General features: G+C 54.8%; 14 protein-coding genes and 1 riboswitch. Of the genes, 5 read left to right on the top strand and 9 right to left on the bottom strand.

Going from position 1 to position 17,662, the window contains the following annotated elements; translation table 11 throughout:
* Window positions 1-101: 101 nt before the first annotated feature.
* Complete coding sequence (murI, locus tag IBT47_RS25185) at window positions 102-953, bottom strand: glutamate racemase (protein WP_200563837.1); 852 nt, start codon at window positions 951-953, stop codon at window positions 102-104.
* Window positions 898-2,769, bottom strand: a complete 1,872-nt coding sequence (gene btuB, locus IBT47_RS25190) for a TonB-dependent vitamin B12 receptor BtuB (protein WP_200563839.1) — start codon at window positions 2,767-2,769, stop codon at window positions 898-900. Before btuB ends, murI begins: the two co-directional genes overlap by 56 nt.
* A gap of 67 nt (window positions 2,770-2,836) precedes the next feature.
* Window positions 2,837-3,017, bottom strand: a riboswitch (cobalamin riboswitch).
* Between the two features lie 123 nt (window positions 3,018-3,140).
* On the opposite strand from btuB, the gene trmA reads away from it, so the two are divergent.
* Window positions 3,141-4,241 carry a tRNA (uridine(54)-C5)-methyltransferase TrmA gene (gene trmA, locus IBT47_RS25195; protein ID WP_200563842.1) on the top strand — a complete coding sequence of 367 codons (1,101 nt, stop codon included), beginning with the start codon at window positions 3,141-3,143 and terminating at the stop codon, window positions 4,239-4,241.
* A 33-nt stretch (window positions 4,242-4,274) separates the two neighbouring features.
* Here the strand turns inward: trmA and IBT47_RS25200 are convergent, their stop codons facing one another.
* Both IBT47_RS25200 and fabR read right to left on the bottom strand, forming a co-directional pair.
* Window positions 4,275-4,628 carry a YijD family membrane protein gene (locus IBT47_RS25200; RefSeq protein WP_105594511.1) on the bottom strand — a complete coding sequence of 118 codons (354 nt, stop codon included), beginning with the start codon at window positions 4,626-4,628 and terminating at the stop codon, window positions 4,275-4,277.
* Window positions 4,629-4,640: 12 nt separating this feature from the next.
* Entirely contained in the window at window positions 4,641-5,282 is a 642-nt protein-coding gene (gene fabR, locus IBT47_RS25205; protein ID WP_105594510.1) for an HTH-type transcriptional repressor FabR, read from the bottom strand.
* Window positions 5,283-5,474: 192 nt separating this feature from the next.
* Between fabR and sthA the strand changes: the two genes are divergently transcribed.
* Window positions 5,475-6,875 carry a Si-specific NAD(P)(+) transhydrogenase gene (gene sthA / locus IBT47_RS25210; protein ID WP_200563844.1) on the top strand — a complete coding sequence of 467 codons (1,401 nt, stop codon included), beginning with the start codon at window positions 5,475-5,477 and terminating at the stop codon, window positions 6,873-6,875.
* Here the strand turns inward: sthA and oxyR are convergent.
* On the bottom strand, window positions 6,858-7,775 hold the full coding sequence (oxyR, locus tag IBT47_RS25215; RefSeq protein ID WP_105594509.1) for a DNA-binding transcriptional regulator OxyR: 918 nt from the start codon (window positions 7,773-7,775) through the stop codon (window positions 6,858-6,860). The genes sthA and oxyR overlap by 18 nt on opposite strands.
* Window positions 7,776-7,909: 134 nt before the next feature.
* Here oxyR and IBT47_RS25220 point away from each other — a divergent pair, with 134 nt between their 5' ends.
* Window positions 7,910-8,641, top strand: coding sequence for a redoxin family protein (locus IBT47_RS25220; protein WP_200563846.1), 732 nt, complete (start codon window positions 7,910-7,912; stop codon window positions 8,639-8,641).
* A 148-nt stretch (window positions 8,642-8,789) separates the two neighbouring features.
* Here IBT47_RS25220 and argH read toward each other — a convergent pair whose 3' ends face one another.
* The 3 genes from argH to argB form a co-directional block, all read right to left on the bottom strand.
* On the bottom strand, window positions 8,790-10,163 hold the full coding sequence (gene argH / locus IBT47_RS25225; protein WP_200563848.1) for an argininosuccinate lyase: 1,374 nt from the start codon (window positions 10,161-10,163) through the stop codon (window positions 8,790-8,792).
* Between the two features lie 97 nt (window positions 10,164-10,260).
* Complete coding sequence (locus tag IBT47_RS25230) at window positions 10,261-11,475, bottom strand: argininosuccinate synthase (protein WP_105594505.1); 1,215 nt, start codon at window positions 11,473-11,475, stop codon at window positions 10,261-10,263.
* 25 nt (window positions 11,476-11,500) lie between these two features.
* Complete coding sequence (gene argB / locus IBT47_RS25235) at window positions 11,501-12,277, bottom strand: acetylglutamate kinase (protein WP_105594504.1); 777 nt, start codon at window positions 12,275-12,277, stop codon at window positions 11,501-11,503.
* Between the two features lie 177 nt (window positions 12,278-12,454).
* Between argB and argE the strand changes: the two genes are divergently transcribed.
* Both argE and ppc read left to right on the top strand, forming a co-directional pair.
* Window positions 12,455-13,606 carry an acetylornithine deacetylase gene (argE, locus tag IBT47_RS25240; RefSeq protein ID WP_105594503.1) on the top strand — a complete coding sequence of 384 codons (1,152 nt, stop codon included), beginning with the start codon at window positions 12,455-12,457 and terminating at the stop codon, window positions 13,604-13,606.
* Between the two features lie 249 nt (window positions 13,607-13,855).
* On the top strand, window positions 13,856-16,507 hold the full coding sequence (gene ppc / locus IBT47_RS25245) for a phosphoenolpyruvate carboxylase (RefSeq protein ID WP_200563850.1): 2,652 nt from the start codon (window positions 13,856-13,858) through the stop codon (window positions 16,505-16,507).
* A 103-nt stretch (window positions 16,508-16,610) separates the two neighbouring features.
* Here ppc and metF read toward each other — a convergent pair whose 3' ends face one another.
* On the bottom strand, window positions 16,611-17,516 hold the full coding sequence (metF, locus tag IBT47_RS25250; protein WP_105594501.1) for a methylenetetrahydrofolate reductase: 906 nt from the start codon (window positions 17,514-17,516) through the stop codon (window positions 16,611-16,613).
* Window positions 17,517-17,662: the final 146 nt, after the last annotated feature.

The following is a 17,662-nucleotide window of genomic DNA, read 5'->3' on the forward strand; positions in this document are numbered from 1 at the left end:
TGTTCCGTGTCAGTGGAGGCGCAGTATAGGGATTTTCTGGCGGCTGACAAGGGCTAATTTTAAAAAGATGTGCGAATGTTGTTTTTTTGCCCAAAAGTGCTTCAGAGCGCTAGTTTTTCGAGCTTTTCAAACCCGTAGCGCTGCAAAACGGGCATTAATTGTACTGCCTGTTCCGTAATATCCATGCAGTAAGCGATATTACTATCTGTAGAAAAAGCTTCTGGCGATTCATTTTCTAATAACCAGACGGTACGGCGAGCAATCGCAGCACCAGAATCTATTAACCGGGTCCCTTCCGGCAACACCTGCTGGAGCTCTTCACTAATAAGAGGGAAATGCGTACATCCCAGCACGACCGTATCCGGTGGCTCCTTCATACGCAGCCAGGGTTGTAAAATCCGCCTCACCTCTTCTATCGCCACCGGTTTGCCGTGCAGTTTCGCTTCCGCCAGCTCGACCAGCTCCGCCGAACCCAGCATTTCCGTTTTGCACTCGCTGGCAAAACGAGCCACCAGCTCATGGGTATAAGGACGCTTTACCGTACCACGCGTCGCCAACAGGCCCACGATACCGTTACGTGTTAAACGCGCAGCGGGTTTGATCGCCGGCACAACGCCTACTACGGGGAAGTAAAACCGTTCGCGTAATGCAGGCAGGGTGACCGTGCTGGCCGAGTTACAGGCAATGACCACCAGCGCGAGGGGATAACGAAGCGTAACCGCTTCTACAATAGAGACAACCCGATCAACGATAAACTCTTCTGACTTTTCACCATAAGGAAAGGCAACGTTATCGAACGCGTAGAGATAGTGGAGATCCGGCAAAAGCTTGCGGATCTCATCATAGACCGAAAGCCCACCGACGCCGGAGTCAAAAACCAGCACGGTGGGGCGCGGATTAGAAGGTGTAGCTGCCGTTGAGGTAGTATTCCCGTCCAGGGGTTTCATAGCCATACACTGTCTCGTAGTCTTTATCGAACAGGTTGGCAATTCTACCACGAACAGTCAGATGGGATGTGATCGGATACGACACGGCGAGATCCCAAAGGCTGACTCCGCCCATTTTTACGGTCCGCTCAGGATAGACGTTGAAGTCTTTATCATAGCGCTGGCCGAGATACTGATAGGTCACAGACCAGTCGAAGTCATATACCGTCCAGTCAAGCTGGTACTTGACCTGTTGTTTCGCACGGCGCAGTAAAATCTCATTGGTCGCACCGTTACGCGGGTCCAGATAGTCGAAGGAGACTTCATGGCTCAGCGGACCAGTATCGAAGGAAGCCGTTGCTTCAACGCCCTTGATCGTGGCTTTCGAGATATTGTAGTAACGGTAGGTCGTTGGATCGCTATCAACCAGATTGTCGATGTCATTACGATAGCCGGAGATATGCCACGTGACCGGACCAGTCAGTCCCTCAAATCCGGCTTCCCACTGCTTACTCTCTTCCGGCTTCAGGTCATCGTTGCCGTAGAAGTTGCTGTACAGCTGGGCCAGGTTTGGCGCTTTAAAGGCCGTACCGTAAGAAGCAATAAAGCGATAGCCTTCTACAAACTCCCAACCGGCGCTGGTCTGCCAGGTATTATGCCAGCCGAATTGGGAGTTATCATCACCGCGCACCGCGCCTTCAACGGTAAACTCACCGAACCGCTGCTGCCCGGTCAGATACAGGCCGGTATTACGAAGCTCGGTGCTGTTTGCCAGCGAGCTGGTGCCTGGTTCCGTGGTTTCCTTCTGCCAGTCGACGCCACCGCTAACGGCACCCTGCCCCACGGCGAACGTATTGCCCCACTGCACATTATACTGTTTGCTTTCATCCAGGGTCGTTGCGTCGCTATAACGCCCCAGGCGCGGATCGTAGTTGTAATCCTTGACGTGGCTGATACTGGCAACAAGCTGTGAAGAGTAGATACCCTGATTAAAGCGCAGCCCGGTGTCCCAGGTCTGGCTGTAGAGCTGGCGCGTATCAACTAACGAACCCGGCACTGTATAACCGTAACCACTGTCATAGCCGGTACGATTATCAAAACCGTATCCGCGTACGAAACCGCTGAACTGCTCGTTAAACTGGTGATTCAACGCGCCGTACAGCGTTTTGCTCATAAAGCCATCGCGATCTGGCTGAGCCGGGCCGTAATCATTTGGATAACCGGCCTTCACGTCGAAACCACGGGTGTAGGTATAATCCCCGGCCAGCGTCACCTGGGTGTTTTCACCCAACATTTGCTGGGTGGAGCCGTTATAATTCTGGTAGCTGTTTGAACCCACCCCGGCTTCCAGCGTCGTACCTTCACCTTCACGCGTGGTGATAATGTTAACCACGCCGCCAATCGCATCGGAACCATAAACCGCAGAACGGGCACCGCGGATATACTCAACGCGCTGCACCAGAGCCAGCGGAATCTGGCTGATATCTGCAGAACCGGTGATACCGGCCTGATTCAGACGGATGCCGTCAATCAGCACCAGCACATGATTAGAGTTGGTGCCGCGAATAAACAGGCTGGTCTTTTGCCCCATCCCCCCTTGCTGTACGGCATCGACGCCGGGCAAGCGGCGCATCACATCACTCAGGCTTTTAGACTGCCAGCGATCGATTTCAGCGCGAGTCACAACGGTGGTCGGCGCAAGTACTGTATTGATCGGCTGCTGAAAGCGGTTTGCCGTTACAACCTGCGTATCTTCTTTATTATCCTGTGCAAAGCCATACTGCGCCCAGAGTGCAATTGCCGTTGCGCTAAAGGCAAACAGCGATTTATTCATTTTTTTCATTGTATAGAGCATCCAAAAAACCAGCAGGATGCCGCAGGCTTACGATCGATAGCACGCGATGATCGTAATAATGCGACGTTAATCCGGCAGGTCTTCGGGCTCAGTGTCTTTAAAGGCAATGACTTCCCATCCTAAGACAGTGTCTGCTTGCGCGATTGCCATGACATTCTATACCGCTGCGCGTCAGCTCCAGATTTTCACTGGATTCCCTTTTAACTCATGGGGAGGCCGGAGAGCGCATTTTATGTATAACGCAATTGGAAGTCCAGACAGCTGGACATCCATAATGGCAATTCGTTCACAATGCTGGACATCAGATGTGGAATCCCTACAATCGCCCGGCTATCTCCGCCAAATATCCAGGAACCACTATGACGCCCGAACAGCTGCCCGTAGAACAATATGAAGATCAGCTTGCCGAAAAGGTAAACCGCCTGACGTCAATGATGTCAGCCTTTAACGCGCCCGAAGTTGAAATCTTTCGTTCGCCGGTCAGCCACTATCGGATGCGTGCCGAGTTTCGCGTCTGGCACGATGGTGATGATCTCTATCACATCATCTTCGATCAGCAAACGCGCGAAAGAATCCGCGTTGACAGCTTCCCGGCCGCCAGCGAGTTGATTAATCGCCTGATGCCAAGATTACTGGCTACGCTACGGGAAACACAGGCGCTGCGCTTTAAGCTGTTCCAGATTGACTACCTCTCTACGCAAAGCGGTCAGGTCGTGGTCTCCCTGCTGTATCACCGCAAGCTCGATGAAGTCTGGCAGCAGGCCGCCGAGCAGCTGCGCGATGCGCTGCGTGCAGAAGGATTTAACCTGCATCTGATTGGCCGCGCCACGAAAACCAAAATCTGTCTGGACCAGGATTTCGTGGATGAGTGCCTGACGGTGGATGGCCGGGAGATGATTTACCGCCAGGTCGAAAACAGCTTCACCCAGCCTAATGCTGCCATGAACGTGAAAATGCTGGAATGGGCGCTGGATACCACTCGTAACTCAAGCGGCGACCTGCTGGAACTGTACTGCGGCAACGGCAACTTCTCGCTGGCGCTGGCACGTAATTTCCGCCGGGTACTGGCTACCGAAATCGCCAAGCCTTCAGTCGCCTCGGCGCAGTACAATATTGCGGTGAATCAGATTGATAACGTACAGATCATTCGTATGGCGGCGGAAGAGTTCACCCAGGCGATGAACGGTGAAAGAAGTTTTAACCGTCTGGAAGGGATCGATCTGAAGAGCTACGAGTGTGAAACCATCTTTGTCGATCCGCCACGCAGCGGTCTGGATGATGAAACGGTGAAAATGGTGCAGGCCTATCCGCGCATCCTTTATATCTCCTGCAACCCTGAAACGCTGTGCAACAACCTCGCCACGCTATCGGCCACTCACGATGTGACCCGCCTGGCGCTGTTCGATCAGTTCCCGTATACCCACCATATGGAATGCGGCGTACTGCTGACCCGGCGTTAAACAATCAGGGCGATCGTTCGATCGCCCTGAAATTCAGCTGCTCTTACGCACCCGCCACTTGCTCACAATCCAGAACACCACCGCCACCATCAAGATGGTCGGGATAAAGTTCGAACCAATGTCCGGATACTCCGCCCGTACCATCGCGCTATACAACAGAATACCCAGCAGGAAGAATGCAGCGGCCAGCGACGGCATTCCGTCAGGCATTGAGCGATTCAGATAGCGCTGGTGCAGACTCCAGGCGGCGAGCACCAGGGCAATAATCGGGAACATTGAAAAGGGTACTATCGAGCTAAAAAGTGCAGAAAAACTGCCGTTAATGGAAAGTCCGGTTAAAAACGCCAGCAGCAGCGTTCCTTTGTCTCTGCCTGAAGCTAAACTCATGTCTCCACCTTTTTAATCGTTGGATGCCAGCGTCACAGCCAGTCTCTCCTGCTCACGGCGGTACCAGTAATATGCCCCTTTCGAGATCATACGCAGTTGCAGTACCAGCCGTTCTTCCAACTGACGACGCTGTCCGGCATCGATATCCAGTGCTTCTGCACCGGCGTTAAACACAATGATGACCATCGCTTCCGCCTGTGCTTCGGTGAAGCTGCGCGGCATGCGATTTTCCACTTCCAGATAATCCGCCAGTTCGGCGATAAAATGCTGTATTTCCCGGGCGACGGCGGCGCGGAAGGCGGCGGATGTCCCTGAGCGCTCACGCAGCAAAAGCCGAAAGGCGTTAGGGTTATCGCCGATAAACTCCATGAAAGTCGACACGGAAGTGCGAATAACGCTGCCGCCTTTGGCAATACGCTGACGCGCTTGTCGCATTAGTTGACGAAGCATTAAGCCACTTTCGTCTACCATGGTTAACCCCAGTTCATCTACATCACGAAAGTGACGATAAAATGACGTTGGGGCAATGCCCGCCTCTCTGGCCACCTCGCGCAGACTCAGGCTGGCAAAGCTACGCTCGGCACTTAGCTGGCTGAATGCCGCCTCGATAAGTGACCGCCGTGTACGTTCTTTTTGCTGCGCTCTGACGCCCATTTTTATGCCTGTTTAGCCTGCAAGTGGGCACTATAGCAAAAATTTTAGCGTACAGTGCCGCAAACTTTGTGACCGCCTGTTAACCTGGAAATTTGGCAAATGGTGGCAAAAAAAGCGGTAAGAATTGGGAAGTTGGCCGCTGGATGTTAGAATATCGTTGTAAAATTGTTTTATAAAATAGGACGTATTGGTATGCAACAGTCTTATGATTACGACGCCATAATTATTGGTTCAGGCCCGGGCGGTGAAGGTGCTGCCATGGGGCTGGTGAAACAGGGAGCGCGAGTCGCAGTGATCGAGCGCTACCACAATATCGGCGGCGGATGTACACATTGGGGAACGATTCCGTCGAAAGCACTGCGCCATGCCGTTAGCCGCATTATCGAATTTAACCAGAACCCACTGTATAGCGACCACTCACGTCTCCTTCGCTCCTCCTTTGCCGACATTCTCAACCACACCGAGAACGTAATTAGTCAGCAAACCCGTATGCGCCAGGGATTCTACGAACGAAATCACTGTGAGATGTTCCAGGGGGATGCGCGTTTTGTTGATGCCAACACCATTGAAGTCGAAAGCCATGACGGCACCACGGAACGCCTGACCGCTGAAAAATTTGTGATCGCCTGTGGTTCACGCCCTTATCACCCACCGGATGTCGACTTTACCCATCCACGGGTTTACGACAGCGATTCGATCCTCAACCTTCACCATGAGCCAGGCCATGTCATTATCTATGGTGCCGGGGTCATTGGCTGTGAATACGCTTCGATCTTCCGTGGGCTGAACGTCAAAGTCGATTTGATTAACACCCGCGACCGTCTGCTGGCCTTCCTCGACCAGGAAATGTCAGATTCTCTCTCATACCACTTCTGGAACAGCGGCGTAGTGATTCGCCATAACGAAGAGTTCGAGAAAATCGAAGGGGTTGAAGATGGCGTGATTATGCATCTGAAATCCGGTAAAAAGCTGAAAGCGGACTGCCTGCTGTACGCCAACGGACGCACCGGTAACACCGACTCGCTGTCGCTGGAAAATGTCGGGCTGAAGGCCGATGGCCGTGGGCTGCTGAAGGTCAACAGCATGTATCAGACCGCACAGCCGCATATCTACGCGGTGGGCGATGTGATTGGCTACCCAAGCCTGGCTTCTGCCGCCTACGATCAGGGGCGCATTGCGGCACAGGCCCTGATGAAAGGCGAAGCCAACGCACACCTGATTGAGGATATCCCTACCGGTATCTACACCATTCCGGAAATCAGCTCCGTGGGTAAAACCGAGCAGCAGCTGACGGCGATGAAAGTGCCGTATGAAGTGGGCCGCGCACAGTTCAAACATCTGGCACGCGCGCAGATTGTCGGGATGAACGTCGGCAGCCTGAAGATCCTGTTCCATCGCGAAACCAAAGAGATCCTCGGCATTCACTGCTTTGGTGAACGTGCCGCCGAGATTATTCATATCGGTCAGGCGATTATGGAGCAGAAAAACGGTGGCAACACGATCGAGTACTTTGTGAATACCACCTTCAACTACCCGACTATGGCCGAAGCCTATCGGGTGGCGGCGCTAAACGGCTTAAATCGCCTGTTTTAATCCGCCAATCATCACGCCCTGCATATGTGTTCGGATCGCCTCTGCCAGCTGTTCATAACGGCCGCGCAGGGGCGAACCCGGACGATAAACCAGGGCAATGGTGCGCTGTGGTTCAGGCTTGTAGCAGGGCAGATAGCATACGCCATCACGCACCCGCTCTTTCGGTACGGCCAGCGCAGGTAACAGCGTAATTCCGCTGCCCGCCGCCACCATGTTACGTAGCGTTTCCAGACTGGTCGCGCGGAAATGCGTATCCTCATCGGCACCGGCCTGGAAGCAGAAGCCCATCGCCTGATCGCGCAGGCAGTGACCATCTTCCAGCATCAGTAGCTTTTCACCGGCCAGATCCGACATCGGCACACGATCGCGATCGTGCCACGGGTGATCCTGATATACCGCCAGCTTCATCGGCTCATCAAACAGCGGCACTTCAATAAACGCTTCCGACTCTTTGACCAGAGCAAGAATGGCACAGTCCAGCTTGCCGCTGTCAAGCTGCGCCAGCAGCTGCTGGGTTTGCGCCTCGTGCAGATACATCTCCAGCTTGGGGAACGTTTTATGCAGCGACGGAATAATCTGCGGCAGCAGATAAGGGCCCACGGTAGGGATCAGCCCGATATGCAGCGGACCGGACATAGCCTCGCCCTGCTGGCTGGCCATCTCCTTCAGCACCTTGACTTCACGCAGAACGGTGCGCGCCTGATCCACCAGCAGAAGCCCCGCCTGGGTAAACAGCACCTTACGGCTGGTGCGCTCAAGCAGCATAACGCCCAGTTCATCTTCCAGCTTGCGGATCTGTCCGCTCAGGGTCGGCTGGCTTACATGACAGGCATCCGCTGCACGACGAAAATGACGATGCTCCGCCAGCGAAACCAGATACTCAAGATCACGAATATTCATCTTATCCTCCAGACCACGATAGTCCGTGGCGATAGATAGGATAGCAATCAACGATTAGCCCTATCAACCCTCGATCACAATAATGTGTCCGTACACAAATAGCACACCCGAAAATTAAACGATGAGGTCTTTACATGTTTGCAAGTCAGGAAGGTAAATCCATCCCACAGGTCACTTTTCACACGCGTCAGGGCGACAGCTGGGTCGATGTCACCACTGATGAGCTGTTCAAAGACAAAACGGTGATTGTCTTCTCTCTGCCGGGTGCGTTTACTCCAACCTGTTCGTCCAGCCATTTGCCACGCTACAACGAGCTGGCCGGCGTGTTTAAAAGCCACGGCGTGGACAGCATTCTCTGCGTGTCCGTTAACGACACCTTCGTGATGAATGCGTGGAAAGCCGATCAGCATGCCGAGCACATCAACTTTATTCCCGACGGCAACGGTGAGTTCACCCGCGGTATGGAGATGCTGGTAGAGAAAGCCGATCTCGGCTTCGGCCCGCGCTCATGGCGCTATTCAATGCTGGTGCGTAACGGCGTGGTGGTCAAAATGTTCGTTGAACCAAACAAGCCGGGTGACCCGTTTGAAGTCTCCGATGCCGATACCATGCTGCGCTACGTTGCGCCGGAGTTTAAGGTACAGGAGTCCGTATCACTGTTCACCAAGCCCGGCTGCCCGTTCTGCACCAAAGCGAAACAGATGCTGCTGGACCGCGGTATCCAGTATGAAGAAATTGTACTGGGCCAGGATGCCACCACCGTAAGCCTGCGCGCCATGACCGGCCGCGCTACCGTGCCTCAGGTGTTTATTGGCGGGCGCCATATCGGCGGCAGCGATGATTTAGAAAAGTTTTTTGCCGCCTGAATGACGGACTGATTTCGCTGGCTGAACGCTTCATTAATTGAGCGGCGATGTCGACAGGTTAGCTTAGCCATTAAAAAAGCCGCGGCCTGACCAGGCAGCGGCTTTCTCATATCTAAACGATATCGCGGTGGCTTAACGCCGTTGAGTATCAGCCCAGGCGCTGTTTCGCTTCAGTAATGGCCAGCGAAACCTGATGCGGAGACACACCGCCTTTCGCATTACGCTTATCCAGGCAGGATTGCAGCGACAGCACAGGATAGACATCTTCGCCAATCACGCTGCTGAACTTCTGCAGGTCAGCCAGTGCCAGCGCTTCCAGCGCAACGCCCTGATTGATCGCTTCCACTACCGCTTCACCGACGATATGGTGCGCTTCGCGGAACGGTACGCCTTTCGCAACCAGATAATCCGCCAGCTCGGTAGAGTTCGCATAGCCCTGCTCTGCCGCTTCCTGGCAGCGCGGACGTTTTACCTGAATGCCGTCCAGTACCAGCGTGGCCATATGCAGACAGTCATACCAGGTATCCAGCGCATCAAACAGGCCTTCTTTATCTTCCTGCATGTCTTTGTTATACGCCAGCGGCAGGCCTTTCAACGTCATGCTCATGGCGGTCAGTGCGCCCTGTACGCGGCCCACTTTGCCACGGATCAGCTCCAGCGCATCCGGGTTTTTCTTCTGCGGCATCAGCGAAGAGCCGGAGGTCACACGGTCGGACAGCTCTACGAAGCCCGCTTCGCCGGTATTGAAGAAGATCAGATCTTCCGCAAAGCGCGACAGGTGGATCATGCCGATCGAGGCATCGGACATCAGCTCAAGCACGTGGTCGCGGTCGGATACAGTATCCAGACTGTTACGGGTCGCGGAGGCAAAGCCTAACCAGCCCGCCAGCTGCTCGCGATCGATCTCATAGGCGGTTCCCGCCAGCGCACCACAGCCCAGCGGGCTGACGTCCAGGCGCTTCAGCGTATCCTGCAGACGGCTTTCATCGCGGGCCAGCATTTCAACATACGCCAGGCACCAGTGCGCAAACGTCACCGGCTGCGCACGCTGCAGGTGGGTATAACCCGGCATTACCGCGTCCTGGTTTGCTTCGGCGGTGGCTACCAGCGCCTGCTGGAACTGACGAGTTGCGGCCAGCAGTTCACTGACCTGCAGTTTGCACCACAGCTTCAGGTCGGTTGCGACCTGATCGTTACGGCTACGGCCGGTATGGAGTTTTTTACCCAGCGCGCCGACCTTATCGATCAGTTTGCCTTCCACCCAGCTGTGAATATCTTCGGCGTCGCTTTCCACAATCTGCTGCGGATTCGCGCGCACTTCTTCCAGCAGAACATTCAGCGCGCTCTCCAGCTGCTGCTGCTCTTCTGAGGTTAATACATTGACCGTCACCAGCGCTTTGGACCAGGCAACGGAACCGATAATGTCCTGCTCTGCCAGACGATAGTCGAAGCGCAGTGAGTCATTAAACAGTTTGAAACGTTGATCTGCTGCCTGCGTAAACCGTCCACCCCAAAGTGCCATGCTCAGTACTCCATTCAGAATTTATGCAAGAGGCGGCACGGATGCCGCACTCTGGAAATCATGCAGGGGCGAGGCACACCCCACCCACCGCAACAGATTATTTTTTCTCGTTCAGCGCACGGATGCGTGAAGAGAGGGAGAACAGACGGATAAAGCCGCCCGCGTGACGGTGATCGTACACTTCGTCTTCGCCGAAGGTGGCGAACTCTTCAGAGTACAGGCTGTTAGCGGATTTCTTCTGAATCGCGGTAACCTGGCCTTTGTACAGCTGCAGTACCACCTCGCCGTTCACTTCTTCAGCCAGCGCTTCTGCTGAAGCCTGCAGAGATTTACGCAGCGGTGCGAACCAGCGGCCATCGTAAACAACGTAGGACATTTCCAGGCCCAGCTGCTCACGCCATTTGAAGCTGTCGCGGTCCAGAACCAGCTGCTCAACGGCACGCAGCGCGTTAACCATGATGGTGCCGCCAGGGGTTTCGTAGCAGCCGCGAGACTTAATACCGACCAGACGGTTTTCTACGATATCGATACGACCCACGCCGTGGCGCGCACCGATCGCATTCAGTTTGTCCAGGCAGCCGAATGGCGTTAACGCTTCACCGTTAACCGCAACTACGCGACCTTTCTCAACGGAAATGGTCACCTGCTCAGGCTGATCCGGCGCTTCCAGCGGATCGACGGTCCACACCCAGCAATCTTTGTTCGGTGCGTTCCAGGGGCTTTCCAGCACGCCGCCCTCGGTAGAGATGTGCCATGCGTTTTCATCACGGCTGTAGATTTTTTCCAGCGACGCGGTGGTCGGGATGTTGCGCTCTTTCAGATAGTCCAGCAGCGCTTCACGGGAACGCAGGTTCCACTCACGCCATGGTGCAACCACTTTCAGCTGTGGAGCCAGCGCGGTGTAGGTGGTTTCGAAACGAACCTGGTCGTTACCTTTACCGGTTGCGCCGTGGCACAGCGCGTCTGCGCCCACTTTCAGCGCCAGCTCAACCTGCGCTTTAGCGATGATTGGACGCGCCATAGAGGTACCCAGCAGGTAGGTGCCTTCATACAGAGCGCCGGTTTGCAGCACCGGGTAAACGTATTCGCTGATGAACTCTTCACGCAGGTCAACCACATGGCACTCGGACGCACCGGACTGCAGCGCTTTCTGCTCAACGCCTTCCAGATCGCCACGCTCCTGGCCGATATCGGCGACGAAAGCCACCACTTCACAGCCGCCGTAGTTCTCTTTCAGCCATGGAATAATCGCCGAAGTATCCAGGCCGCCGGAGTAAGCCAGTACGATTTTTTTGATGCTTTTGTCTTGCATGATGATTCCTTGAAAACGTTTCTAATTAAGCGAGGATACGGGTGCCAATGGACACGCCGTTAAATAAGGTTGGCAGCTGCTCAGCATGACGCCAGCTGGCGATGTCCACCGGGCGGCCCAGGGTACGGGCGGCATCCAGTGCGGCATTCACCTTGACGATCATTCCATCGGTAATCACACCGTCGGCGATCAGCTGCTCGGCTTTTTCAGCCGTCATCTCTTCAATTCGCTGCTTGTTGGCATCGAGGATACCGCTCACGTCGGAGAGCAGAATCAGATCGGCCCCCAGCGTCGCGGCCAGCGCCGTCGCAGCCTGATCGGCATTGACGTTCATCAGCAGGCCATCCTGGGTGATGCCGATTGAGCTGACAACCGGCAGGAAACCTGCGCCCAGCAGCGTATTAATCAGCACCGGTGAACCCGGGGTAGCCTGTCCCACATGGCCAAGTTCTTCATCAAACTGAGCAACATTAACACTTCCGCCGTCGCCCAGACACAGGCCAACGGCATCAATACCGTGTTTTTTCGACCAGGCTAGCAAAGTTTTGTTAGCAGTACCGGCCAGCGCACCGGTAATGATATCGATCTGGTCGGCAGGCGTTACGCGCAGGCCGTTTTTCTTTTTCACCGGCAGGGATAGCTTGCTCATCAATTCATCCACCAGACAGCCGCCGCCGTGCACAATCAGCAGCTGACGCGAATGGGCAGCACGATAGCTCACCAGCGCATCGAACAGACGCTCCAGCGCCTCTTCACTATCCAGCAGCACACCACCCAGTTTGATAATTAACGGATTGGTCATCAGAGAGTAACTCGCTTTAAAAATGTGACTACGTTGCAGAATGCGGTTATGTTCACTTTGGCTGTCCAAGCCAAATGGTGGAAAAATTATCGGTTTCCATCCGCACGTCGATAATGTATTTTTATTCACTATTAATGCATGAATATTGATACTATCCTAACTCAAGGACTGTCAACAGTGAAGACAAAATTACCACCTTTTATTGAGATATACCGCCAGCTGATTGCTACGCCATCAATCAGCGCCACCGACAGCGCGCTCGATCAGAGTAATGAAACTTTAATCAATTTGCTTGCGGGCTGGTTCCGCGATATTGGCTTCACTGTTGAAGTTCAGCCGGTTCCCGGCACGCGTAATAAATTCAATATGTTAGCTAAAAGTGGCCTCGGTGCAGGCGGACTGCTGCTGGCCGGTCATACAGACACCGTGCCGTTCGACGACGGCCGCTGGACGCGCGACCCGTTTACCCTGACCGAGCACGACAACAAACTGTACGGGCTGGGCACGGCCGACATGAAAGGCTTCTTTGCTTTCATCTTAGATACGCTGCGTGAAGTTGATGTGTCCGCGCTGAAAAAACCGCTGTATATCCTGGCAACGGCGGATGAAGAAACCACCATGGCCGGAGCCAAGTTCTTCTCAGAAACCACCAGCCTGCGCCCTGACTGCGCCATTATCGGCGAGCCAACCTCGCTGAAGCCGGTACGCGCTCATAAAGGCCACATTTCCAACGTGATCCGTATCCAGGGCCAGTCCGGCCACTCCAGCGATCCGGCACGCGGCGTGAACGCCATTGAGCTGATGCACGAATCCATCACTCAGCTGATGGAGCTGCGTAACACGCTGAAAACGCGCTACAACCACAGCGGCTTCGCCATTCCTTACCCAACGATGAACTTCGGCCATATCAACGGCGGTGACGCGGCAAACCGCATCTGCGCCTGCTGTGAACTGCATATGGATATCCGCCCGCTGCCGGGGCTGACGTTGAGCGATCTCGACGGGCTGCTGAATGAGGCGCTGGCGCCGGTCAGCGCACGCTGGCCAGGCCGCCTGACGGTGGGTGAGCTGCATCCGCCGATTCCGGGCTATGAGTGCCCGCGCGAACATCAGCTGGTGCAGGTGGTGGAAAAACTGCTCGGTACCGAAACTGAGGTGGTGAACTACTGTACCGAAGCGCCATTTATTCAGGAAATCTGCCCGACGCTGGTGTTAGGACCGGGTTCGATTAACCAGGCACATCAGCCGGATGAATTTATCGATACGGCATTTATCAAACCGACCCGCGAATTGATCGCCCAGGTCGTGCATCATTTTTGCTATCACTAAGGTGAGAAATGGGGCAATCAACTGCAAAAACAGCTGTTTGCCTCTGATTTCGATTATTCGGGACGATAAGAATAACTTATCTCGCTCCGGTGTAATTAAATTTCATAAATTCTCGTTATTTAGCGGCACGATACGGCAAATTTAAGTCAATTGACGAATGGTTATTAACGTGGCTAGATAAAAGGCTGCGTTATACCCACAAGGGTGAAATAAAGTTACAAGTACAAGAAAGAGGGTGTCAGGGGTCATATGAACGAACAATATTCCGCAATGCGAAGTAATGTCAGTATGCTCGGCAAGCTGCTCGGGGATACCATCAAGGATGCACTGGGAGAGAACATTCTCGATCGGGTGGAAACTATCCGTAAGCTCTCTAAGTCATCACGTGCGGGAAATGATGCCCACCGTCAAGAGCTGTTATCAACGCTGCAAAATCTGTCCAACGATGAGCTGCTGCCGGTTGCACGCGCGTTCAGTCAGTTCCTGAATCTGACCAACGTTGCCGAGCAGTACCACACCATTTCGCCAAAGGGCGAAGGGGCAAATCATCCGGAGATGCTGGCGAAAACCTTTGAACGCCTGAAGCAACAGCCGGACCTGACCGAAGCTAACATTCGCGAGGCGATTGAATCCCTGTCGCTGGAATTAGTTCTGACCGCTCACCCAACGGAAATCACCCGTCGTACGCTGATCCACAAACTGGTTGAGGTGAACAACTGCCTTAAGCAGCTGGATCACAACGATCTTTCTGACTATGACCGTGCACAAATCATGCGCCGCCTGCGCCAGCTGGTTGCGCAGGCCTGGCACACCGATGAAATTCGCAAATATCGCCCGTCGCCGATCGATGAAGCCAAATGGGGCTTTGCGGTAGTCGAAAACAGTCTGTGGGAAGGTGTGCCTAACTTCCTGCGTGAGTTGAACGAGCAGGTTGAAGAATCCTTCGGCTACACGCTGCCGGTTGATTTCGTACCAGTGCAGTTCACCTCCTGGATGGGCGGTGACCGCGACGGTAACCCGAACGTGACCGCCGATATTACTCGCCACGTGCTGCAGCTGAGCCGCTGGAAAGCTACCGACCTGTTCCTGCGCGATATCGCCGTACTGATCTCCGAGCTGTCGATGTCCGAATGTACGCCGGAAGTACGCGAGCTGTGCGGCAATCCGGACGCGCTGGAGCCGTACCGCGAGATTATGAAAAATCTTCGCAGCCAGCTGACCAGCACCCAGGCTTACCTGGCGCGCCGCCTGAAAGGCGAGCGTTTACCGCGTCCGGCAGACCTGTTGATCTCCAACGATCAGCTGTGGGAACCGCTGCACACCTGCTATCAGTCACTACAGGCCTGCGGCATGGGCATTATTGCCAACGGCCAGCTGCTGGACACCATGCGCCGCGTGAAATGCTTTGGCGTTCCGCTGGTGCGCATCGACCTGCGTCAGGAAAGCACCCGTCATACCGAAGCCATCGCTGAAATCACCCGCTACCTGGGCCTTGGCGACTATGAAAGCTGGTCAGAATCCGACAAGCAGGCCTTCCTGATCCGCGAACTGAACTCCAAACGTCCGCTGCTGCCGCGTAACTGGGAGCCAAGCGCCGACACCAAAGAAGTGCTGGATACCTGCCGCGTGGCTGCCGATGTACCGAAAGGCTCGATCGCCGCTTACGTTATTTCGATGGCGAAAACGCCGTCCGACGTGCTGGCCGTCCACCTGCTGCTGAAAGAAGCCGGAATTACTTACACCCTGCCGGTAGCCCCGCTGTTTGAAACCCTGGACGACTTGAATAACGCTAACGATGTGATGAGCCAGCTGCTGAATATCGACTGGTATCGCGGCATCATTCAGGGCAAGCAGATGGTGATGATTGGCTATTCAGATTCCGCGAAAGATGCGGGTGTGATGGCTGCAAGCTGGGCACAGTATCAGGCCCAGGATGCGCTGATCAAAACCTGTGAGAAAGCCGGAATTACCCTGACGCTGTTCCACGGGCGCGGCGGCAGTATCGGCCGTGGCGGTGCCCCTGCGCACGCTGCCCTGCTATCTCAGCCTCCGGGCAGCCTGAAAGGCGGCCTGCGCGTCACCGAACAGGGTGAAATGATTCGCTTTAAGTTTGGCCTGCCGGAAGTCACCATCAGCAGCCTGTCGCTGTACACCGGTGCAATTCTGGAAGCCAACCTGCAGCCACCACCGGAACCTAAAGCCGAATGGCGCAGCATCATGGACCAGCTGTCTGATGTGTCCTGTAAAATGTATCGCGGCTACGTGCGCGAGCACGCTGACTTCGTGCCTTACTTCCGCTCGGCCACGCCGGAGCTGGAGCTGGGTAAACTGCCGCTGGGTTCCCGCCCGGCGAAGCGTCGCCCGACCGGTGGCGTAGAGTCGCTGCGCGCCATTCCGTGGATCTTTGCCTGGACGCAGAACCGCCTGATGCTGCCAGCCTGGCTGGGTGCCGGTGCCGGTCTGCAAAAAGCAATGGAAGAAGGCCATCAGGAACAGCTGGAAACCATGTGCCGCGACTGGCCGTTCTTCTCAACCCGCCTGGGCATGCTGGAGATGGTGTTCTCCAAAGCGGACCTGTGGCTGGCGGAATACTACGATCAGCGTCTGGTGGATGAGTCTCTGTGGCCGTTGGGCAAACAGCTGCGTGACCAGCTGGATTCCGATATTAAAGCGGTACTGACCATCGCTAATGACTCGCATCTGATGGCCGACCAGCCGTGGATTGCTGAGTCCATCGCGCTGCGTAACGTCTATACCGACCCGCTGAACGTGCTGCAGGCGGAACTGCTGCACCGTTCGCGTCAGCAGGAAGCCAACGGCGGCGAAGTGGATGCGCACGTTGAGCAGGCCCTGATGGTGACTATCGCCGGCGTGGCGGCAGGTATGCGTAACACCGGCTAGGTTGCAAGGGCGGAGACCCCGCCCGGTTTAACGCATCGCCGATGTAAAAACAGGACGCTCAGCGTCCTGTTTTTTTGCATGCTATAACCCGGTTTACAGCATATCAGCCCACGTTGGCATTCACGCCGGGGCGAACGCCCAGCGTATGGCAGATGGCGTAGCTCATCTCCGCGCGGTTCAGCGTATAGAAATGGAAGTCTTTCACCCCTTCCCGGCTCAGGATTTTCACCATATCCATCGCAATATTGGCACCCACCATTTTGCGCGTTTCAGCATCATCATCCAGCCCTGCAAACATGCTGGTCATCCAGCCCGGCACGCGCACGTTGGTCATAGTGGCAAAGCGCTGCAGCTGTTTGAAGTTGGATACCGGCAGAATACCCGGCACAATCTCAACATCAATCCCGGTCGATACACAGCGGTCGCGAAAGCGCAGGTAACTTTCCACATCGAAGAAGAACTGGGTAATCGCCCGATTCGCACCGGCATCGATTTTACGCTTCAGGTTAATCAGATCAGCCTGAGCGCTTTTCGCTTCAGGATGGACTTCCGGGTAGGCCGCAACGGAAATATCAAAATCACCCACCTCTTTCAGCAGCGCTACCAGGTCTGCCCCGTACATTTCAGGCTTGCCGCTGCCCGGAGGCAGATCGCCGCGCAGAGCAACGATATGGCGGATGCCGTTATTCCAGTAGTCCTGCGCAATGGTACGCAGTTCTTCACGAGTGGCATCGACACAGGTCAGATGCGGTGCGGCTTCCAGGCCGGTGCGATCTTTAATGCCTTTAATGATGCTGTGGGTGCGGTCGCGCTCGCCGGAGTTGGCTCCGTAGGTGACGGAGACAAACTTCGGCTTCAGGCTGCTCAGACGATCGATAGAGCTCCAGAGGGTATTTTCCATTTCAGCGGTGCGCGGCGGGAAGAACTCAAAAGAGACATTAATCTGTCCGTTTATCTCGGCAAGACTCTGATTTAGTGCTTCGCGCTGATTTGCATGGAAAAAACTCATACCCGTTACCTCATCGATCGCTATTGATTCTATCGCTGCCGTTAAACGTCTATCCATTTAGACGTCCAGACATTCAAAATGACGGAAATTGTACATTCAGTCAACAGTTAAATGATGACATGCCGTGACAAATCCTCAACGAAGAT

It is taken from the genome of Erwinia sp. S43, assembly GCF_016624745.1.
Taxonomy (GTDB): domain Bacteria; phylum Pseudomonadota; class Gammaproteobacteria; order Enterobacterales; family Enterobacteriaceae; genus Erwinia; species Erwinia coffeiphila.

Coding starts and splice junctions, on each gene's coding strand:
- argB (WP_105594504.1), bottom strand. CDS start 12,277: ATGACCAATCCGTTAATTATCAAACTGGGTGGTGTGCTGCTGGATAGT.
- IBT47_RS25230 (WP_105594505.1), bottom strand. CDS start 11,475: ATGCAAGACAAAAGCATCAAAAAAATCGTACTGGCTTACTCCGGCGGC.
- btuB (WP_200563839.1), bottom strand. CDS start 2,769: ATGAAAAAAATGAATAAATCGCTGTTTGCCTTTAGCGCAACGGCAATT.
- oxyR (WP_105594509.1), bottom strand. CDS start 7,775: ATGAATATTCGTGATCTTGAGTATCTGGTTTCGCTGGCGGAGCATCGT.
- fabR (WP_105594510.1), bottom strand. CDS start 5,282: ATGGGCGTCAGAGCGCAGCAAAAAGAACGTACACGGCGGTCACTTATC.
- ppc (WP_200563850.1), top strand. CDS start 13,856: ATGAACGAACAATATTCCGCAATGCGAAGTAATGTCAGTATGCTCGGC.
- IBT47_RS25220 (WP_200563846.1), top strand. CDS start 7,910: ATGTTTGCAAGTCAGGAAGGTAAATCCATCCCACAGGTCACTTTTCAC.
- IBT47_RS25200 (WP_105594511.1), bottom strand. CDS start 4,628: ATGAGTTTAGCTTCAGGCAGAGACAAAGGAACGCTGCTGCTGGCGTTT.
- metF (WP_105594501.1), bottom strand. CDS start 17,516: ATGAGTTTTTTCCATGCAAATCAGCGCGAAGCACTAAATCAGAGTCTT.
- sthA (WP_200563844.1), top strand. CDS start 5,475: ATGCAACAGTCTTATGATTACGACGCCATAATTATTGGTTCAGGCCCG.
- murI (WP_200563837.1), bottom strand. CDS start 953: ATGGCTATGAAACCCCTGGACGGGAATACTACCTCAACGGCAGCTACA.
- trmA (WP_200563842.1), top strand. CDS start 3,141: ATGACGCCCGAACAGCTGCCCGTAGAACAATATGAAGATCAGCTTGCC.
- argH (WP_200563848.1), bottom strand. CDS start 10,163: ATGGCACTTTGGGGTGGACGGTTTACGCAGGCAGCAGATCAACGTTTC.